Source organism: Rhodococcus sp. NS-SX18, from assembly GCF_057367935.1.
This window is the reverse complement of the sequence record NZ_CM170633.1, coordinates 3163351-3181611: the sequence shown is the minus strand read 5'-3', so window position 1 is coordinate 3181611 and position 18261 is coordinate 3163351. Positions and strand designations below refer to the sequence as shown.

Genomic DNA, 18261 nt, shown 5'->3' with positions numbered 1-18261 from the left:
GAGCGTCACCTGGTGACGTCGCGCTGGGCGAGGATCGCAGGTCCCATCCAGCGTCTGAGGTAGCGCCGCAAGTCGTCGTCGCTGCGCGGGGGATCGTCGGGGGAGACGAAGAAGGACTGCATCGTGCGCAGGACGTACTCGACGAGCTCGCGCAGGGCCGCTTCGTCGTATCCGTAGCATTCCCAATCGACGTCGAAGCGCCCGATCATCGTCATCCCGAACTCCTGTGCCTCGTCGGACGTCAGGCCGTCGGGACGGACGTTCGGGTACGTGCCGGTGAGCAGAAGCCCCAGGTGCGGCGTGCGCCGTACCTCGGCGAGGGTGTAGACGACCCCTTCCGTCATCGCGTCGACCGGGTCCGTGATGCCGCCGATGTGCCGGGCGAGACGATCGAGGAATCCGTCGACCGACGCGATCGCCGCGGCCCGCATCAGCGCATCCGCGCTGGGGAAGTAGCGGTACACCGTCTGGCGGATTACACCCAGCGATTCCGCGACATCGGCCAGGCTGATGACGCAGCCCGTCCGGCCGATCAGATCGACTGCGGCGGAAACGATCCGGTGAGACGCCTCGTCGTCGTTCTCCGGGGGGCTGCCGCCCCAACCGCGTCGTCGTGCCACTGCCCGCTTCCTCGGATCGAAACCGCATCGGGACCGGCGGGTCCCCGGGCGGGATCTGTCGACCGTCCGCTCGAACGACCGACGGTAGCACGGCGGTGGCCTCCGCCCGTGGCGCCGCAAATGCAACGCGTTCTCATCATACGTCAACTGCGATATGCGTATGATCACTGCACCGGGGCTTCGGAGCCGTCGCGGGGCCGCCGGACCAGCCCATCCCCGCAAGACGAGGTGTAGCGCCCGTGACCGACCTGCAGATCCGAAAAATGAACTTCGCGTTCGAGGAATACGACGTGCCGTTTCTGTGGAACGAGGAGAATCCGGCCTTCTCGAGCATGGCGAACGCGGTCTCGTTCCTGGCGATCGGCTTCGAGAAGATGATCGTGAAGATGATCCTCCAGGCCAAGCCGCTGATCACCGACCCGGCGGTCGCCGCGGAGGCGGACGCGTTCATGCGTCAGGAAGGCCAGCACTCGACCGCACACCGGCAGCATGTCAAGGCCCTGATTGAGCGGTACCCCGGCCTCCGGGACACCCTCGCCGCCGTCATCGCGGAATTCGACCGGCTCACCGCACGGGCGTCGCTGAACTACCGGCTCGCCTACACCGCGGACCTCGAAGCAACCTTCACACCGGTGTTCAAGTTGATGCTCGACAACGAGGCCACCCTGTTCCGGCCCGGAGACGACCGGGTGGCGTCGCTGTTCATCTGGCACTTCGTCGAGGAGGTCGAACACCGGAGTTCGGCGCTCGTCGTGTTCGACTCCGTCGTCGGGTCCGACATCTACCGGATGCGGGTGGCCCCCTCGGTCTTCCGTCATGTGCTGAGGGTCATCCGACTGGCCTGCCAGGGCTTCAACGACCATGTTCCGTTGGCGGACCGCAAGATCGACGCCCTGTCGATGTTCGCGTCGTACCGGCGCGCACAGCGCCTGCGCAGGTGGTTGCCGTTACTGCAGGCGCGGGACTGCGGCCCGATGCCACGCGCGTTCGACGATCTGCCGCTCGCCGAGCAACTCGTCGCGCTGGCGGGGGTGGTGCGCAGCCAGTTACCGAAGCACGATCCGGCCCACGAGAAGTTGCCGGCGCTCGCAGACATGTGGTTCCGGCGCTACGAGGACGGCTACGACGTCACGCGCTGGTACACCGCCGACGCGGTCGCCTCGTAGGGAGCCGGCGCGATGACCGACCTGTGCTCACCCACCTTCGCCGAACTGGCCGCGTCCCTGGGGTTCTCGTGCCAGGAGGCCGGCGGCCTCGTCGAGGTGCGCGACCCCTCGGCTCTGGAGAACTGGACCCTTCCCGTTCTCGAGGTCACCATCGTGCTCGGCGCGGTGCTCGCGCTCGTGCTCGCCGTCGTGCGCCTGCGCCGCCACGGCGATCCCACCACTCTGGTGCTCTGGTTCGGCGCCACCGCCTACCTGTTCGTCATCGAACCACCGCTGTACTTCCCGGCTGCCTTCGGCATCGAGGAGCACGTGGACACGATGTTCGCCCACAACGTGTTCACCGTGGAGTTCCTGTGGGGCCGGCTCCCGCTGTACATCGTCGCGATCTACCCGCTGATGGCCACGCTGGCGTTCGAGATCGTCAGGATGCTGGGGGTGTTCCGCCGCTACGGAGTCCTCGTCGGGGCCGTGTGCGCCGGTTTCGTGCACCACGCGTTCTACGAGATCTTCGACCATCTCGGACCCCAGTTGCGATGGTGGCACTGGGCGGTGACGAATCCGGTCAACCAGCCCATGTTCGACGCGGTCCCGCTCCCGAGCGTGGTGGTGTTCGCCGCGCTCTGGCCGATGTCGCTCGCGCTGTGCGTGCAGTTCTTCGTCGGTCGCCACGTCGACCGCGGCCGACACTTCTCCGGTCTCGAACTGGTGTGGCGCACCGTCGTGATCGGCCTGCTGGCGTCGCTGGGCACGTTCGTCCTCCCGCTGCCGGCGACCGTTTTGGGCATGGGGAGCACCACGGTCCGGGCGGTGGTCTATGCGGTGGAACTGGTCGTCGTCACCGTCGTCGGGGTCGTCGTGCTCGTTCGCCGCTGGGTGCGCCTGCGACGGGGCGAGCCGGATGTTCCCCCGTACACGAACCGATTCGTCCAGGTCTATAGCGTCGTGTACCTGGTCGTCATGGCGTTCCTGTGGGTCACCGCGCTGCCGGAGTTCTTCCGTGCCGTCGACGGCGTGACGAGCACCGGCGACCCGGTGGGCAACCTGTGGTACACGCTGGCGTGCTTCGTCGTCGCGGCACTCTGCGTGGCCGGCACACTCACCGTGCCGCAGGCAACGAGCGACACCACGCCCGTCCACGCGCGGGCGCACGCCGCATAGCGGCCCGCGTACCCCGGAGACAGGAGGGGACCGCAGACACGAGTCCACCCGCCTCGCGGAACGCAAGGCGGGTGGACTCGTGACGAACTACGTGCGGGACCGGCTCAGCAGTCGTAGTACAGCTGGAACTCGTAGGGGTGCGGCCGCAGGTTGACCGGGGCGATCTCCTGCTCGCGCTTGAGCGAGATCCAGGTCTCGATCAGGTCGGAGGTGAACACGCCGCCCTCGGTGAGGTACTCGTGGTCGCGCTCGAGGTTGTCGATCACGGTCGCGAGGCTGGTCGGGGCCTGCGGGATGTTCCGGGCCTCCTCCGGCGGGAGCTCGTAGAGGTCCTTGTCGACCGGCGCCATCGGCTCGATCTTGTTCTTGATGCCGTCCAGGCCGGCGAGCATCTGCGCGGCGAACGACAGGTACGGGTTGCCCGAGGCGTCCGGCGCGCGGAACTCGAGGCGCTTGGCCTTCGGGTTGTTGCCGGTGATCGGGATGCGGACCGCGGCGGAGCGGTTGCGCTGGCTGTAGACCAGGTTGATCGGGGCCTCGTAGCCGGGCACGAGGCGGTGGTACGAGTTGATCGTGGGGTTGGTGAACGCCAGCAGCGACGGCGCGTGGTGCAGGATGCCGCCGATGTACCAGCGCGCCAGGTCCGACAGGCCCGCGTAACCGGACTCGTCGTGGAACAGCGGCTTGCCTTCCTTCCACAGCGACTGGTGCACGTGCATGCCCGAGCCGTTGTCACCGAACAGCGGCTTCGGCATGAAGGTCACCGACTTGCCGTGCTTCCACGCGGTGTTCTTGACGATGTACTTGAACAGCTGCAGGTCGTCGGCCGCACCGAGCAGGGTGTTGAACTTGTAGTTGATCTCGGCCTGACCGGCGGTACCGACCTCGTGATGGCCGCGCTCGAGTTCGAAGCCGGCGTTCTGCAGGTTGGTGGAGATCTCGTCGCGAAGGTCCACGTAGTGGTCGTACGGCGCGACGGGGAAGTAGCCGCCCTTCGGGCGGACCTTGTAGCCGAGGTTCGGCGAGCCGTCGGCGTTGGCCTCGACGCCGGTGTTCCACGCGCCGGAGACCGAGTCGATCTCGTAGAACGCGCCGTTCATCTGCGAGTCGTAGCGGATCGAGTCGAAGATGTAGAACTCGGCCTCGGCGCCGAAGAACGCGGTGTCGGCGATGCCGGTGCTGGCCAGGTACTCCTCGGCTTTACGGGCGACGTTGCGCGGGTCGCGGCTGTAGGACTCGCGGGTGAACGGGTCGTGGACGAAGAAGTTGATGTTGAGCGTCTTGGCAGCGCGGAAGGGATCGATGCGCGCGGTGGTCACGTCCGGCAGCAGCATCATGTCCGACTCGTGGATGGACTGGAAGCCGCGGACGGAGGAACCGTCGAACGCCAAGCCGTCCTCGAACACGTCCTTGGTGAACGCACCCGCGGGGATCGAGAAGTGCTGCTGGATGCCGGGGAGGTCGCTGAACCGGACATCGACGTACTCGACGTTTTCGTCCTCGATGTACTTGATGACCTCTTCGGCCGAGGTGAACGCCACGCTTGTGCTCCTTCAGTCAATGCGCGCCATGGGGATGGGGCGTCTGCGTCGGATACAGACCGTATTGAGCTGGTGTTGCCCGACCATCAATCCCATGTTTCACCGATGTTACAGCTCGTCTTCCGGTGTCGTGAGGACTGCATTTGTGGTAGAAGTCACCGGCGGGCACGTGGGGTCGGGCCGGTCCGTCCGTTGCACCCTATCCTGGACACCATGGCACGCATGACCGGCAGCTGGCTCTCCGGACCCGCTGCGGCGATCCCCAAGGGGCAGGACAAGGCCCAGGACTACCGCGGGCAGTTGCTCGGACTGCCCGCGACCGGACGCGGTGCGCTCGCCGGCACCGGCCGGCGCGCGAGCGCGCTGGCGATCGACTGGCTCACCTCCGTCGGCATCGCGACCGCGATCGTGGGGGAGCGTCCCTTCGAGAACCCCCAGCTGTCCACCTACACCCTGCTGGTGTGGTTCGTGGTCGGGGTGCTCACGGTGACGCTGTTCTCGTTCACCCCGGGGCAGTATCTGGTCGGCCTGCAGGTCGCCCGGGTCGACGCGCCGGTGCGGGTGGGACTGATTCGCGCCCTGGCCCGGCAGCTGCTGCTCGTGTTCATCGCGCCGGCCGTCGTCACCGACGTCGACGGCCGCGGTCTGCAGGACCGGGCGACCGGCACGGCTCTCGTTCGGTCCCGCTGACGTGTCCTTCCCGAAACGCCGAACGGGAGCCTGCACCGGGTAGGTGCGGGCTCCCGCGGTCCGGACGGATCTCAGCGGCGGCGCATGGTGCGCTGCACGCTGCGCATCTTCGCGCCGGCCGGCATCGGACCCTTCGGGAGCGCGGCGCCGGACTTCTTCGTGCTCAGGGCGGCCAGCCGGCCCTCGATCGCGTCCATCCGCTTGGTGTCGATGTTGCGCGGCAGTTTCGACAGGTGCTTCTGCAGCTGTGACAGCGGGACCTGGCCCTCGTCGTTGCCGACCACGATGTCGTAGATCGGCGTGTCGCCCACGAGGCGCGCGACCCGCTTCTTCTCCTGCGCGAGAAGGCCTTTCACGCGCTGCGGTGCTCCCTCGGCCACCAGGATCACGCCCGGGCGGCCGATGACGCGGTGCACGGCGTCGAGCTGCGTGGTGCCGGCCACCGCATGCGTGACGCGCCAGGAGCCCTGCAGGTTGTCCAGCGCCCACGCCGCCGCCCCGGCCTGGCCCTCGGCCTTGCCGTACACCGTCTTCTGCACCCGGCGGCCGAAGATGACGAACGCGAGCAGCACCCCCACGAGCAGGCCGACCGGCAGAAGGAACCACTCGATACCGAAGATCAGCCCGACGAGGAAGAACACCAGGGTGGAGACGACGATCGCACCGATCATCCACGGCAGCAGCAGCTTGTCTTCCTTGCGCTGCAGCTGGAACGCCTGCCAGAGCTGGGTTCGCCGCTCCTTCGACGCCTGCTTGCGCGCGGCCTTCGCTGCGGCCTTCGCTTCCTTGTCGGGTTTGCTGCCTCTCGCCATAGCTCCCAGGATACTTTCCCCGCGGTGCGCTTTTCGCCACCGCGGGTCCGGTGCGGCTAAGAGGTGGTCAGGCGCGCCAGCACGGAGCTGGCTTCCTGGGCCGCTGTGCCCCCCTCGGCCAGGTGCGCCTGGGCGGCGGGCAGCTCGCGGCCATGGTGTGCCATCGCCTGCGCGTACAGCCGCCCCGCGCGGTACGACGACCGGACCAGCGGCCCGGCCATCACGCCCGCGAAACCGATCTCCTCGGCGGTCTTCGAGTGCGCCACGAATTCCTCGGGCTTGACCCAGCGCTCGACGGGATGGTGCCGCGGCGACGGGCGCAGGTACTGGGTGATGGTGACGATGTCGCAGCCGGCGGCGTGCAGGTCGTGCAGCGCCTCGGTGACCTCCTCCGGCGTCTCGCCCATGCCGAGGATCAGGTTGGACTTGGTCACCAGCCCGAACTCGCGGGCCGCGGTGATCACGTCCAGCGACCGCTGGTAGCGGAACGCCGGGCGGATGCGCTTGAAGATCCGGGGCACGGTCTCGACGTTGTGCGCGAGCACCTCGGGCCGTGATTCGAAGACCTCGGTGAGCAGCTCCGGCTTGCCGTTGAAGTCGGGAATGAGATTCTCGACACCGGTGCCCGGGTTGAGCTCGTGGATCTGCCGCACGGTCTCGGCGTAGAGCCACGCACCGCCGTCGGGCAGGTCGTCGCGGGCGACACCGGTGATCGTCGAGTACCGCAGACCCATGGCCTGCACCGACTCGGCGACCCGGCGCGGCTCGTCGCGGTCGAGCGCGGCGGGCTTACCGGTGTCGATCTGACAGAAATCGCATCGACGGGTGCACTGCTCGCCACCGATGAGGAACGTCGCCTCCCGGTCCTCCCAGCATTCGTAGATGTTGGGACAACCGGCCTCCTCGCAGACCGTGTGCAGGCCTTCGCGCCGCACCAGTCCCTTCAGCTCGGAGTACTCCGGGCCCATCTTCGCCCGGGTCCTGATCCAGTTCGGCTTACGTTCGATCGGCGTCTGTGCGTTTCGGGTCTCGATCCGCAGCAGCTTGCGTCCTTCTGGGGCCACAGTCACGGACCCGATCCTACGCCCGGCGGCACGGGCCGGGCCCACCCCGGTGCGGGCCCCTCGGGGAGCCGGTCAGCCGTACCGCACCGTGGTGAACTCCGGCCGCGGGGTCTGCGGCGGTTCGGCACCGACGGCCTGTTCGAACGTCACCCGCTCGATGTCGTGATCCGTCACCGGCAGGCGGCCGTCGAGAGCGTCGATCACCGCCGCGGTCACGGCCGGCATCACCTCGGCGACGGTGACGTCCCGTCCGAGTTCACCGGTGAGCGAGGTGACGCCCGCGTCGCGGATGCCGCACGGCACGATCGAGTCGAACGCGTCGAGGGTGGCATCGCAGTTGAGGGAGAACCCGTGCATCGTCACCCCGCGCTGCACCCGCACCCCGATCGCGGCGATCTTGCGTTCGGGGAGCCAGTGCCCGTCGCGCAGCTCGGCCGGCAGCCACACCCCCGAGCGGCCCTCCACGCGGCCGCACACGAGGCCGAGATCGGTGCAGACCTCGATCAGTGCCTGCTCGAGACGTCGCACGTAGCCGACGACGTCGATGGGTTCGCCGAGCCGGACGATCGGGTAGCCCACCAGCTGGCCGGGCCCGTGCCAGGTGATCTTGCCGCCGCGATCGACGTCGATCACCGGGGTGCCGTCGGTGGGCCGGTCCTCCGGGGCAGTGCGTTTGCCGGCGGTGTACACGGGCGGATGCTCGAGCAACAGCAGGGTGTCGACGCCGCGGCCTTCGGCCCGGTCGGCGGCGATCTCCCGTTGCCGCTCCCACGCTTCCAGGTATCCGATCAGCCCCAGATGCGCCACCGCGACGGGTTCGGAATCGAAACGGGCGGAGGAAGATGCGCTGCTCATAGTCCTCGACCCTACGCCGTCGGGGAGCTGTGGCGAAGAGGTGGCTTCAGGTTCCGAACGCGTGTGCCAGGGCGCCTCCGATCGTCGGATACCGGAACTCGAAGCCCGCCGACTCGAGCACCGTCGGCAGCGCGCGTTGCCCGGTGAGCACCAGCGCGTGCGCCATCTCCCCGACGACCGCGCCGACCACGAATCCGGGCGTCGTCCACGGCGCCGGACGGTGCACCGAGTGCGCCAGCGCCTCCGTGAACCGGGCGTTGGTCACGGGAGCCGGGCCGGTGACGTCGACCGGCCCGGCGATATCGCCGCGGCCGAGGACGAAACCCAGCGCCGACACCACATCCTCGAGCGCCACCCACGACATGTACTGCCGGCCGTCACCGAGCCGGGAACCGAGACCGAGCCGGAAGAGCGGCTGGAGGCGGCGCAGGATGCCGCCGTGCGGGCTGAGAACGATCCCGATGCGGAGAACGATCGTGCGCACCCCGGCGGCCCGCGCGGGCGCGGTGGCAGCTTCCCAGTCGCGGCACAGGTCCGCGACGAACCCCTGCCCGGCGGGGCTGCGTTCGTCCACCACGTCCTCGCCGGTGTGCCCGTAGACGCCGACGGCGCCTGCGTTGACCAGTGTCGGCACCCCGGCGGAGGCGGCGGCGGTGGCGAGGACGTCGGTCGGGACGATCCGGCTGTCGCGCAGTTCTTGCTTGACCGCGCCGGACCAGCGACGCTCGTCCACGCTCGAGCCGCACAGATTCACCACGGCATCGACGCGGTCGAACGCCGAAGGATCGACCCGGCCCGTCGGCGGGTCCCAGAACCACTCGTCCGGCGCCGCCGGGGGACGGCGGACGAGGCGGCGCACCTCGTGATCGTGTGCCCGCAACCATGCCACCGAGGCCGTTCCGATCAGCCCCGACGAGCCCGCCACGAGGATGCGCATGCCGGAGATTGTCCCGCATCCGCAGAGGCCGGGACGCGGAAGCGGGGGCCTCGTCGGTGTGACGATGCCCCCGCTTCCGGGTCCGGTGGGTGCCGGGCTACACGCCCTGGATCACAGGCCCAGGTCCGCGTCGAACGCCGCTTCCTCGAGACGGTGCTTGATCGTGGTGAGGAACCGGCCCGCGTCCGCACCGTCGACCAACCGGTGGTCGTAGGTCAGCGGCAGGTAGCACATCGACCGCACACCGATCGACTCGTTGCCCGCCTCGTCGGTGACCACCACCGGACGCTTGACGATCGCGCCGGTGCCCAGCATCGCCGCCTGCGGCGGCACCAGGATCGGTGTGTCGAACAGGGCGCCCTGGCTGCCGATGTTCGTGATCGTGAAGGTGCCACCGGCCAGTTCGTCCGGCTTGAGGCCACCGCTGCGCGCCCGCTTGGCGATGTCCGCGATCGCGCGGGCCAGGCCGGCCAGCGACAGGTCGCCGGCGTTGTGGATCACCGGGGAGAGCAGGCCCTGCTCGGTGTCCACGGCGATGCCGAGGTGCTCGGCCGCGTGGTAGGTGATCTCCTTCTTGTCCTCGTCGTAAGAGGCGTTGATGTTCGGATGCGCCTTGAGGGCCTCCACGACGGCCTTCGCGAAGAAGGGCAGGAAGGTGAGGTTGACGCCCTCGCGCTCGGCGAAGGTCGCCTTCGCCTGCGCCCGCAGATGCGCGATCTTGGTGACGTCGACCTCGAAGGTCTGGGTGAGCTGCGCGGTGGTCTGCAGCGACTCGCGAGTCTTGATTGCCGTGATCTGACGGATCCGGTTGACCTTCTGCGTGGTGCCGCGCAGGTGGGCGAGCTCGGGGCGGACACCGGCGGTCGCGGCCGGAGCGGCGGCGGGAGCCTTGGCGGCGGGAGCCTTCGGGGCCTCGGCCGCGGGGGCCTTCGCGGCCTCGGCGGCGGCGAGCACGTCCTGCTTGCGGATGCGTCCGCCGACTCCGGTGCCGGACACCGTCGACAGGTCGACGTCGTGTTCGGCGGCGAGCTTGCGGACGAGGGGTGTGACGTACGGCGTGGCGCCACCCGGGGTCTCCGCAGCCGCGGCAGCCGGGGCGGGCGCCGGGGCTGCCTGCTTCGCGGGTTCCGGGGCGGGCTGCTTCGCCGGCTCGGGGGCCGCCTGCTTCGCCGGCTCGGGCTCGGGCTTCGGCTCGGGCTTCGGTTCGGGCTTGGGTTCGGGCTTCGACGGCGCCGCGGCCGGGGTTCCCGACCCGATCACCGCGAGCTGTCCGCCGACCTCGACGGTCTCGTCCTCGTCGGCGTTGATCTCGAGGAGCACACCGGCCACGGGGGACGGGATCTCCGTGTCGACCTTGTCCGTGGACACCTCGAGCAGGGGTTCGTCGACCGCGACCTCGTCTCCGACGGACTTCAGCCACCGGGTGACGGTGCCCTCGGTCACGGACTCACCGAGCGCCGGCATGGTGACCGGAGTGCCTTCGGCGGAGCCGGTGTCGGAACCGGACGAGGCCGGCTCGGGCTCCGGCTCGGGTTCCGGTTCGGGGGTGGACTCTTCCTCGGGTGCCGCCTCCTCCGACGGGGCGGCAGCGGGAGCGGTGGACGATCCTCCGTCGTCGGCGGAGTCACCGATCACCGCCAGCTCACCGCCGATCTCGATCGTCTCGTCCTCCTGGGCGACGATCTTCACCAGCACACCGGCCGCGGGCGAGGGGATCTCGGTGTCGACCTTGTCCGTGGAAACTTCGAGCAGCGGCTCGTCGACTTCGACCGTGTCTCCTTCCTGCTTGAGCCATCGCGTGACAGTTCCCTCGGTGACGCTCTCACCAAGCGCTGGCATCTGGACGGAGAAGGCCATGTCTGTTGACTCCTCGACGGTTGTGTTCGGGTGTGTTGAGTTGTGCCGACCGATGGTCGCGGACCATTGTGTGGTCGCTGACCATTGTGCTCGAGGCCACGGTCTCGTGCGGTGTCTTGCGGTGTTCGGTTGAGACCACACCCGATGCCGGGTATGACCTCGACCATCCTTGCACTGATCCCTCGGCGACGTTCGACGAGGGTTGGGTCACGTGCGCCCGCGCGTCCCTGCACCCCGGCAGGGAAGCGCGGGACGGATCACCCGTTGTTCGCGATGTCCTCGATGACCGCGATGAGGGTTCGCACCGGTACGCCGGTGCCGCCCTTGCCGACATAGCCGAACGGGCTCCCGGTGTTGAAGGCCGGCCCGGCGATGTCGATGTGGGCCCACTGCACACCCTCGGCCACGAACTCCTTCAGGTACAGGCCGGCGGCGAGCATCCCGCCCCAGCGATGCGGCGTGACGTTGGCCAGGTCGGCCACCCGGGACTTCAGGTCCGCGCGCAGCTCGGCCGGCAGCGGCATCGCCCACCCGTTCTCGCCCACCTCCTGCGAGAGCCGGGCGACCCGGTCCCGGAACTCGTCGGTGCCCATGACGCCGGGCGTCCGGGTCCCCAGTGCGACCATCTGCGCGCCGGTGAGCGTCGCGGTGTCGATCAGGTAGTCGGGCTCGTCCTCGCAGGCACGGACGATGGCGTCGGCCAGGATGAGCCGACCCTCGGCGTCCGTGTTGATCACCTCGACGGTGGTGCCGCCGTACTGGGTCAGCACGTCGCCGGGTCGCTGTGCCGTCGCGGACGGCATGTTCTCGGCCATCGGTACCGTCGCGGTCACGTCCGCCGCCACCCCGAGCTTCGCGGCGAGCACGACCGTCGCGACCACCGCCGCCGCACCGCCCATGTCGGACGTCATGTTCTCCATTCCGGCGGCCGGCTTGATGGAGATGCCGCCGGTGTCGAACGTGATGCCCTTGCCGACGAGCGCGACCTTCGGCGCCTTCCGCTTCTTGGCCGAGTAGCTCAGGCGCACGAGCCGCGGCGGGCGCGACGAGCCCTTGCCTACCCCGACGATGCCGCCGTAGCCCTGCTGCTCGAGCGCCTTCTCGTCCAGCACCTCGACCTTCAGCCCGGCGGCGGTGCCGAGCGCCTTCGCGCGCTCGGCGAACTCGGCCGGGAACAGGTGGCTCGGCGGGGTGTCGACGAACTGGCGCGCGGTGGCGACCGCCTCGGCGACGGCAGCCGACCGGGCCAGCTCCGCCTTGGTCTCCCGGGCGCGTGGCGACGAGACGAGAAGTTCGATCCGGGCGGGCGGCTGCGCGTCGCCGGAGTTCGACTTGGTGGTGCGGAACTCGGTGAACGTGTAGGCGCCGAGCGCGAAGCCCTCCGCGGTTGCGCCGAGATCCACGGCGGACAGGGTCGTCGCGACCACGGAGACGCCGGCGAGGGCGCGCGCCGCAGCGCCGGCGGAGCGGCGCACCTGCTCGGCGTCGAGCTTGTCGGCGGCGCCGAGCCCGACGGCGAGCACGCTGGTGACCGGCAGGGCGGCGGGCGCGGGGATCCGGGTGACCTCCTCGGCCTTGCCCGCGGCACCGACGGACTGCAGGGTGTCGAGCAGTCCGCCGAGGACGTCCTCGTCCACCAGGCCGTCGCCGAGCAGGGCCTCGGGGCCGCTGTCGCCGGCGGTCAGGCCGACGACGAGGACGTCCGCGCGCTTGGACACGCTTCCGGCGAGAACGAGTTCGGGCAGGGTGGGTGAAAGGGCACTCACAGGCGTCTCCTACGGGAAAGGGGGGTCGTGGCACCGATGCTAGTGATCCCGGGGGGTGGGATAGCGTGGGGCACATGAGCGACCAGCCATTGCTGCAGGGCCCGATCCACGCCGTCCACACCGAACTCGGAGCGACCTTCGCGGCCTTCGGTGGCTGGCAGATGCCCGTCTCGTACGCCGGTACCGTGGCCGAACACACCGCCGTGCGCGAGAACGTCGGCCTGTTCGACGTCAGTCATCTGGGCAAGGCCCTCGTCGCCGGGCCGGGTGCGGCGGACTACGTGAACGCGACACTCACCAACGACCTGCGCAAGATCGGGCCGGGCAAGGCGCAGTACACCCTCTGCTGCAACGAAGCCGGCGGCGTCACCGACGACCTGATCGTCTACTACGTCTCCGACGAGGAATTGTTCCTCGTGCCGAACGCCGCGAACACCGCAGCGGTGGTCGAGGTCCTCGCCGCGCATGCCCCCGAAGGCGTGACCGTGACGAACCAGCACCGGGACTACGGTGTGTTCGCCGTGCAGGGACCGAACGCCGAGGCCGTCCTGCAGGGGCTGGGTCTGCCCACCGAGCTGGGCTACATGAGCTTCGTGGACGCCCGGTGGAACGATCGGCCGGTACGGGTGTGCCGCACCGGATACACCGGTGAGCGCGGCTTCGAACTGGTACCGCGGTGGGCCGACGCGGAGTCGCTGTTCCGTGCCCTGGCCGACGCCGTGCGTGCGGCCGGCGGTCAGGCCGCTGGCCTCGGGGCTCGCGACACCCTGCGGACCGAGATGGGCTACCCGTTGCACGGACACGAACTGTCGGAGACCATCTCGCCCCTGCAGGCCCGCTGCGGGTGGGCCGTGGGCTGGAGCAAGCCGGCATTCCGCGGCCGCGCGGCGCTCGTCGCGGAGAAGGAGTCCGGTCCCGCGCGGCGACTGTGGGGACTGCGGGCGCTCGATCGCGGGGTGCTGCGACCCGGCCTGAAGGTGTCGCGCGACGGAACTTCGGTGGGGGAGACGACGTCCGGCACGTTCTCCCCGACGTTGAAGGTCGGGATCGCGCTGGCGCTCCTCGAGACTGCCGGGGAGCCGGCCGCCGGTGACGAGGTCACGGTCGACGTCCGGGGACGCGCCCTGCGCGCCCAGCTCGTCGCGCCTCCGTTCGTCCCCGACCACACCAAGTAGGACCGTGCGAGCGGTTCGATAGGATCATCGGTCATGACCGGTGTCCTCGAATTCGCCCACCTTCCGCACCCCTCGCCCGCCTCCGCGGAACGGCGGGGAGAAGTACTGGCGGATCCGGGATTCGGCCGGTACTTCACCGATCACATGGTCACGATCGACTACACCGAGGGCCGCGGCTGGCACGACGCCACCGTTCAGCCCTACGGACCGATGCAGCTCGACCCGGCCGCGATGGTGTTGCACTACGGGCAGGCGATCTTCGAGGGTCTGAAGGTCTACCGGCAGCCCGACGGCAGCATCGCAGCCTTCCGCGTGTACTCCAACGCCGAGCGGATGCGCCGGTCCTCGCGGCGCCTGGCAATGGCCGAGCTGCCGGACGAGTTGTTCGTCCGGTCGATCGCGGAACTGGTCGAGGCCGACCACGAATGGGTGCCGGCCGCCGGGGGCGAGGAGTCGCTGTATCTGCGGCCGTTCATGTTCTCCACCGAGGCGGGGCTCGGCGTGCGGCCCGCGAATCAGTACCGGTACGTGCTGATCGCGTCCCCGGCCGGCGCGTACTTCCCTCGTGGCGTCAAGCCGGTGAGCGTGTGGATCTCGCAGGAGTACGTGCGGGCCGCACCGGGCGGCACCGGCGACGCCAAGTTCTCCGGCAACTACGCGGCGTCGCTGCTGGCCCAGGCGCAAGCCGTCGAGCAGGGGTGCGACCAGGTGGTGTGGCTCGACGCCGTCGAGCGTCGCTACATCGAGGAGATGGGCGGCATGAATCTGTGCTTCATCTTCGGGTCGGGCGCCGACGCGAAGCTGGTGACGCCGGAGCTGTCCGGCTCGTTGCTGCCCGGCATCACCCGGGACTCGCTGCTCACGCTGGCCAGGGAGGCCGGCCTCGAAGTGGAGGAGCGCAAGATCTCGGTGCAGGAATGGGAGTCCGAGGTCGCCAGCGGGCAGATCACCGAGGTCTTCGCGTGCGGGACCGCGGCGGTGATCACCCCGGTCGGTACCGTCAAGAGCCGCGACGGCGAGTTCACCGTCGGCGACGGCGAGCCCGGCGAGGTCACCATGGCGTTGCGCGACACCCTCACCGGGATCCAGCGCGGCACCTTCGCCGACACGCACGGCTGGCTGACGACGCTGCGCTGAGCCCGGCGCGGCCGTCCTATCCGACGGCCGCGCTCAACGCCGCCGCCACAACCGTCACCGTCGTCTCGAGGCCGGCGCCGAGCGCGTCACCGTTGAGACCGCCGAACCGGCGGACGCAGTGCCGCACCAGCAGCAGTGCGGCCACGAGCCCCACGGCGACCGTCGCCGGGCCGGCCCACCAGGCGCCCGGCACGCACCAGGCAGCCGCGACGACCACGACGACGGCCCACAGGAGGCGCACCCCGAGCGGCTGCGTCCCGGCGACCAGGGCACCGAACCCGCTGCCCGGTGCTGCGGCGACACCACGGCGGCATGCGAGGACGACCGTGACCCGGCCGGCGGTGACCGCGAGGACCACGGCGAACCAGGATCGAGCGTCGGCGAGCGCTCCGAACGAGGCTGCCTGCGCCCCCAGCACGAGTACCAGGGTGGCCACCCCGAACGGTCCGGCGCCGCCCGACTTCATCACCTCACGTGCCCGCTCCGGCGGTCCGTAGCAGCCGAGCCCGTCGGCGGTGTCGCACAGGCCGTCGAGGTGCATGCCACGCGTCGCGAGGCCCAGGAATCCCACCCCGATCAGGCCCGCGAGCAGGGGAGTGCAGCCGATGGCGACGGCCGCCCACAGCACGCCCGCGGTGCCCAGGCCCAGCACGAGGCCGGCCACCGGTGCCGCGGCGACGGCCGCGCCCCCCGCGCTGCGATCGATGTGCCCAGGACCCCGGATAGGCAGCACAGTGAGCCAGGACAGAGCGAGAGCGACGCCGCGCATCAGTCGCCGCGCGGCTCGGTGACCGGCGCGGCGTCCTCGTCACGGGTGCTCACGCCGGCTTCGGCGAACGTCGCCATGTTCGTGAGCACCGCGACCGCACCGTGCAGGATCGGCAGCGCGGCAACCGCTCCCGAACCCTCGCCGAGGCGCATTCCCAGGTCGACGAGGGGATCGAGGTTCAGGTGCCGCAGGGCCAGCGTATGAGCCGGTTCGGTGGAGCGGTGCCCGGCAACCCACCAGTCCCGGGCCCCGGGCGCCAGTTCCTCGGCGACGAGTGCGGCAGCGGTGACCACGACCCCGTCGAGCACGACCGGGGTCCGGCGCACCGACGCCTGGGCGAGGTAGCCGGCCATCGCGGCGAGGTCGGCGCCGCCGGCGGTGCGCAGCAGGGCCACCGGGTTGCGGGCGTGGGGCCGGGCGCGTCGCATCGCGTCCCGGATCGCGGCGACCTTGCGCATCCACGCGGCGTCGTCGATCCCGGTGCCACGGCCGACCGCCGCGACGGGTTCGGTGCCGGTGAGGGTGGCGATCAGCGCCGTCGCAGGGGTGGTGTTCCCGATCCCCATGTCGCCCGCGACGAGGAGGTCGGCTCCCGCGTCGACCTCCTCGTCGGCCACGGATCGTCCGGCGGCGATCGCCCGCAGGGTCTCCTGCTCGGTGAGCGCGTCCTCCCGGTCGACGGCCCCGCTCGATCGGCGCACCTTGTGCGCGGAGACGGCCGGATCCGTGTCGCCGTCGACGGCCATGTCCACGACCCGGACCCCGGCGCCGGCGACCCCGGCGAGCACGTTGACCGCGGCACCACCGGCGAGGAAGTTGGCAACCATCTGAGCGGTGACCTCGGGGGGATACGCCGAGACGCCGCCGCGGGCCACCCCGTGATCACCGGCGAACACCACCACGCGGGGGCGGGTGAAGGGCCGGGGCGGGACCTGTCCTTGGCAGGACGCGACCCAGCAGCCCAATTCCTCGAGCCGGCCGAGGGAACCGGCAGGCTTGGTGAGATCGCGCTGCCGGGCGTCGGCGCGCCGGCGGACCTCCGGATCGGGCGCGACGACGGGCGGGAAGACGACGTCGGCGGAGGAAACGGATTCGCTGCTCACGGGGCACCTTTCACGAAGTCGCGGAGGCCGAAGCCACCGCTGGACGCTATCAACCCGCACTGCGGCAGAAAATCGACGGTAGATGGCATTGCTGCCACTGTCTCGGCCGGGTCGCCGGCGACAGACTGTCCGTCATGAGCCAGATCGCCGTGATCGTCCTCGTGCCGATCACACTCTTCGCCGGCGTCGAACTCGCCCGGGTCCGTTCCCGTCCCGCCCCGCGGTGGGTGACCCGGGCGTGGTGGCGCTGCAACCAGTTCCGGCCGCAGGACCCGTCGCCCATCGGTGGCGACCCGACGGCCGACTGGGTGCGCAGCGCGATCGACGCGCGTCGGTCGCCGCATCACTGACCGGTGTGCCGGTCGCCGTATCACTGACCGGTGTGCCGGTCGCCGTATCACCGACCGGCGTGCCGGTGGGCTGCGGTCAGACGGCGTCGCCGGGGGAGACCCGGGGCAGTGGCGCCCGGAGCTTGCGGATCTGGGAGGCCCGCACGAACGCGTACCACCCGAGACCGAATCCGCCCTCGGTGGTGTCGGGGAAACGGGCCCGGACCTTCTTGTTCACGAGACGGCCGAGGTAGATCCCTTCGATCACCATGAGCACGATCATCGCGAACATCGCCAGCGTCACGTACTGCTGGACCACCGGACCGAGGAACATCGTCATGATCAGGATGAGCGCCATCGGCATGAAAAGACCGACCAGGTTGCGACGGCTGTCCACCAGATCGCGGACGTAGGCCCGCACGGGACCCTTGTCGCGGGGCAGCAGATACTTCTCCTCGCCCGCGAGCATCCGGGTGCGGCGCTCGCCCGCGGCGGCGCGACGCTCGGCCGCTTGCGCCTTGCGTTCATCCTTGGAGAGGGACTGTTTGGCTGCCTTGCGGCGTGCCCTCGCCTCCTTGGCAGTCAGCGGAGCCGGAGCGACGGGACCGCGCCGACGCGCCTCGGCCTCCCGGCGCTTCGGAGTGGGACGGCCCTTACCGGTCGTCCCCTTGCCTCCCTCGGACTGGGGAGCGGCGACGGACTCGGACGCGCCGAGGTCCTCGTTGTCGGATTCGTCGGAACCGCCGCGGCGTAGCAACTTCACCCCTCCAGGCTATGGGAAAACCGGCCCGGCCGGGAAATCGCCCCCGGTCAGGCCCCCGCACGGTCCGGTACCGCGCATGAGGAATAGATCCACGCGCGGTACCGTTGAGGGAACCGGGTTTCGACACGAAAGACGAGGGAGCGCCCATGACTGTGCAGGACGAGACCGCCACTCACGGCGTCACCATGACCGAGGCCGCCTCCGCCAAGGCGAAGGCGCTGCTCGACCAGGAGGGCCGCGACGACCTCTCGCTGCGCATCGCCGTGCAGCCGGGCGGGTGTGCCGGCCTCCGCTACCAGCTGTTCTTCGACGACCGGACGCTCGACGGGGATCTCACCCGTGACTTCGGTGGCGTCATCCTCGCCGTCGACCGGATGAGCGCGCCCTACGTCGAAGGCGCGTCGATCGACTTCGTCGACACGATCGAGAAGCAGGGCTTCACGATCGACAACCCGAACGCCACCGGCTCCTGCGCCTGCGGCGATTCGTTCAACTGACGCGGGTCCCGTAGTGCGGCCC

18 protein-coding genes are annotated in these 18261 nt (G+C 70.0%); 7 read left to right on the top strand and 11 right to left on the bottom strand.

Translation table 11 applies throughout. From position 1 onward, the window contains the following. Nucleotides 1-5 precede the first annotated feature (5 nt). Nucleotides 6-620, bottom strand: coding sequence for a TetR/AcrR family transcriptional regulator (locus AC2IPW_RS14640; RefSeq protein ID WP_486375102.1), 615 nt, complete (start codon nucleotides 618-620; stop codon nucleotides 6-8). A 239-nt stretch (nucleotides 621-859) separates the two neighbouring features. Here AC2IPW_RS14640 and AC2IPW_RS14635 point away from each other — a divergent pair, with 239 nt between their 5' ends. Both AC2IPW_RS14635 and AC2IPW_RS14630 read left to right on the top strand, forming a co-directional pair. After that, on the top strand, nucleotides 860-1786 hold the full coding sequence (locus tag AC2IPW_RS14635; RefSeq protein WP_003934093.1) for a metal-dependent hydrolase: 927 nt from the start codon (nucleotides 860-862) through the stop codon (nucleotides 1784-1786). 12 nt (nucleotides 1787-1798) lie between these two features. After that, nucleotides 1799-2944: a hypothetical protein gene (locus AC2IPW_RS14630; protein WP_289378845.1), complete on the top strand. Its 1146-nt coding sequence runs from the start codon at nucleotides 1799-1801 to the stop codon at nucleotides 2942-2944. 104 nt (nucleotides 2945-3048) lie between these two features. On the opposite strand, the gene glnA is transcribed toward AC2IPW_RS14630, so the two are convergent. Next, nucleotides 3049-4485, bottom strand: coding sequence for a type I glutamate--ammonia ligase (glnA, locus tag AC2IPW_RS14625; RefSeq protein WP_054374447.1), 1437 nt, complete (start codon nucleotides 4483-4485; stop codon nucleotides 3049-3051). A gap of 213 nt (nucleotides 4486-4698) precedes the next feature. Between glnA and AC2IPW_RS14620 the strand changes: the two genes are divergently transcribed. Next, on the top strand, nucleotides 4699-5175 hold the full coding sequence (locus AC2IPW_RS14620) for an RDD family protein (RefSeq protein WP_040780772.1): 477 nt from the start codon (nucleotides 4699-4701) through the stop codon (nucleotides 5173-5175). Between the two features lie 71 nt (nucleotides 5176-5246). On the opposite strand, the gene AC2IPW_RS14615 is transcribed toward AC2IPW_RS14620, so the two are convergent. From AC2IPW_RS14615 to AC2IPW_RS14590, 6 genes are all read right to left on the bottom strand, one after another. Beyond that, a complete protein-coding gene (locus AC2IPW_RS14615) occupies nucleotides 5247-5987 on the bottom strand; it encodes a DUF4191 domain-containing protein (protein ID WP_003934097.1) in 741 nt (246 codons plus the stop codon). A gap of 56 nt (nucleotides 5988-6043) precedes the next feature. After that, on the bottom strand, nucleotides 6044-7057 hold the full coding sequence (lipA, locus tag AC2IPW_RS14610) for a lipoyl synthase (RefSeq protein ID WP_003934098.1): 1014 nt from the start codon (nucleotides 7055-7057) through the stop codon (nucleotides 6044-6046). A 66-nt stretch (nucleotides 7058-7123) separates the two neighbouring features. Next, nucleotides 7124-7906 carry a lipoyl(octanoyl) transferase LipB gene (gene lipB, locus AC2IPW_RS14605; protein WP_003934099.1) on the bottom strand — a complete coding sequence of 261 codons (783 nt, stop codon included), beginning with the start codon at nucleotides 7904-7906 and terminating at the stop codon, nucleotides 7124-7126. Nucleotides 7907-7952: 46 nt separating this feature from the next. After that, nucleotides 7953-8843 (bottom strand): TIGR01777 family oxidoreductase, encoded by an 891-nt coding sequence (locus AC2IPW_RS14600; protein WP_003934100.1) that lies wholly within the window; start codon nucleotides 8841-8843, stop codon nucleotides 7953-7955. Nucleotides 8844-8954: 111 nt separating this feature from the next. Then, nucleotides 8955-10700 (bottom strand): 2-oxoglutarate dehydrogenase, E2 component, dihydrolipoamide succinyltransferase, encoded by a 1746-nt coding sequence (gene sucB, locus AC2IPW_RS14595; RefSeq protein WP_003934101.1) that lies wholly within the window; start codon nucleotides 10698-10700, stop codon nucleotides 8955-8957. A gap of 257 nt (nucleotides 10701-10957) precedes the next feature. Further along, nucleotides 10958-12466, bottom strand: coding sequence for a leucyl aminopeptidase (locus AC2IPW_RS14590; protein WP_003934102.1), 1509 nt, complete (start codon nucleotides 12464-12466; stop codon nucleotides 10958-10960). Nucleotides 12467-12540: 74 nt separating this feature from the next. Here AC2IPW_RS14590 and gcvT point away from each other — a divergent pair, with 74 nt between their 5' ends. Further along, complete coding sequence (gene gcvT / locus AC2IPW_RS14585; RefSeq protein ID WP_486375101.1) at nucleotides 12541-13641, top strand: glycine cleavage system aminomethyltransferase GcvT; 1101 nt, start codon at nucleotides 12541-12543, stop codon at nucleotides 13639-13641. A 33-nt stretch (nucleotides 13642-13674) separates the two neighbouring features. Then, on the top strand, nucleotides 13675-14778 hold the full coding sequence (locus AC2IPW_RS14580; RefSeq protein WP_003934104.1) for a branched-chain amino acid aminotransferase: 1104 nt from the start codon (nucleotides 13675-13677) through the stop codon (nucleotides 14776-14778). A 16-nt stretch (nucleotides 14779-14794) separates the two neighbouring features. Here the strand turns inward: AC2IPW_RS14580 and AC2IPW_RS14575 are convergent, their stop codons facing one another. Next, the gene (locus tag AC2IPW_RS14575; RefSeq protein WP_003934105.1) at nucleotides 14795-15547 is read right to left on the bottom strand and encodes an adenosylcobinamide-GDP ribazoletransferase; all 753 of its coding nucleotides are present in this window, start codon (nucleotides 15545-15547) and stop codon (nucleotides 14795-14797) included. After that, nucleotides 15547-16650 carry a nicotinate-nucleotide--dimethylbenzimidazole phosphoribosyltransferase gene (cobT, locus tag AC2IPW_RS14570; RefSeq protein ID WP_003934106.1) on the bottom strand — a complete coding sequence of 368 codons (1104 nt, stop codon included), beginning with the start codon at nucleotides 16648-16650 and terminating at the stop codon, nucleotides 15547-15549. The genes AC2IPW_RS14575 and cobT overlap by 1 nt, the downstream gene beginning before the upstream one ends. Before the next feature lie 134 nt (nucleotides 16651-16784). Here cobT and AC2IPW_RS14565 point away from each other — a divergent pair, with 134 nt between their 5' ends. Next, on the top strand, nucleotides 16785-17000 hold the full coding sequence (locus AC2IPW_RS14565; RefSeq protein WP_486375100.1) for a hypothetical protein: 216 nt from the start codon (nucleotides 16785-16787) through the stop codon (nucleotides 16998-17000). Nucleotides 17001-17076: 76 nt separating this feature from the next. On the opposite strand, the gene AC2IPW_RS14560 is transcribed toward AC2IPW_RS14565, so the two are convergent. Next, the gene (locus AC2IPW_RS14560; protein WP_003934108.1) at nucleotides 17077-17742 is read right to left on the bottom strand and encodes a DUF3043 domain-containing protein; all 666 of its coding nucleotides are present in this window, start codon (nucleotides 17740-17742) and stop codon (nucleotides 17077-17079) included. 146 nt (nucleotides 17743-17888) lie between these two features. Here AC2IPW_RS14560 and AC2IPW_RS14555 point away from each other — a divergent pair, with 146 nt between their 5' ends. Beyond that, nucleotides 17889-18239 carry a HesB/IscA family protein gene (locus AC2IPW_RS14555; RefSeq protein WP_003934109.1) on the top strand — a complete coding sequence of 117 codons (351 nt, stop codon included), beginning with the start codon at nucleotides 17889-17891 and terminating at the stop codon, nucleotides 18237-18239. Nucleotides 18240-18261 lie beyond the last annotated feature (22 nt).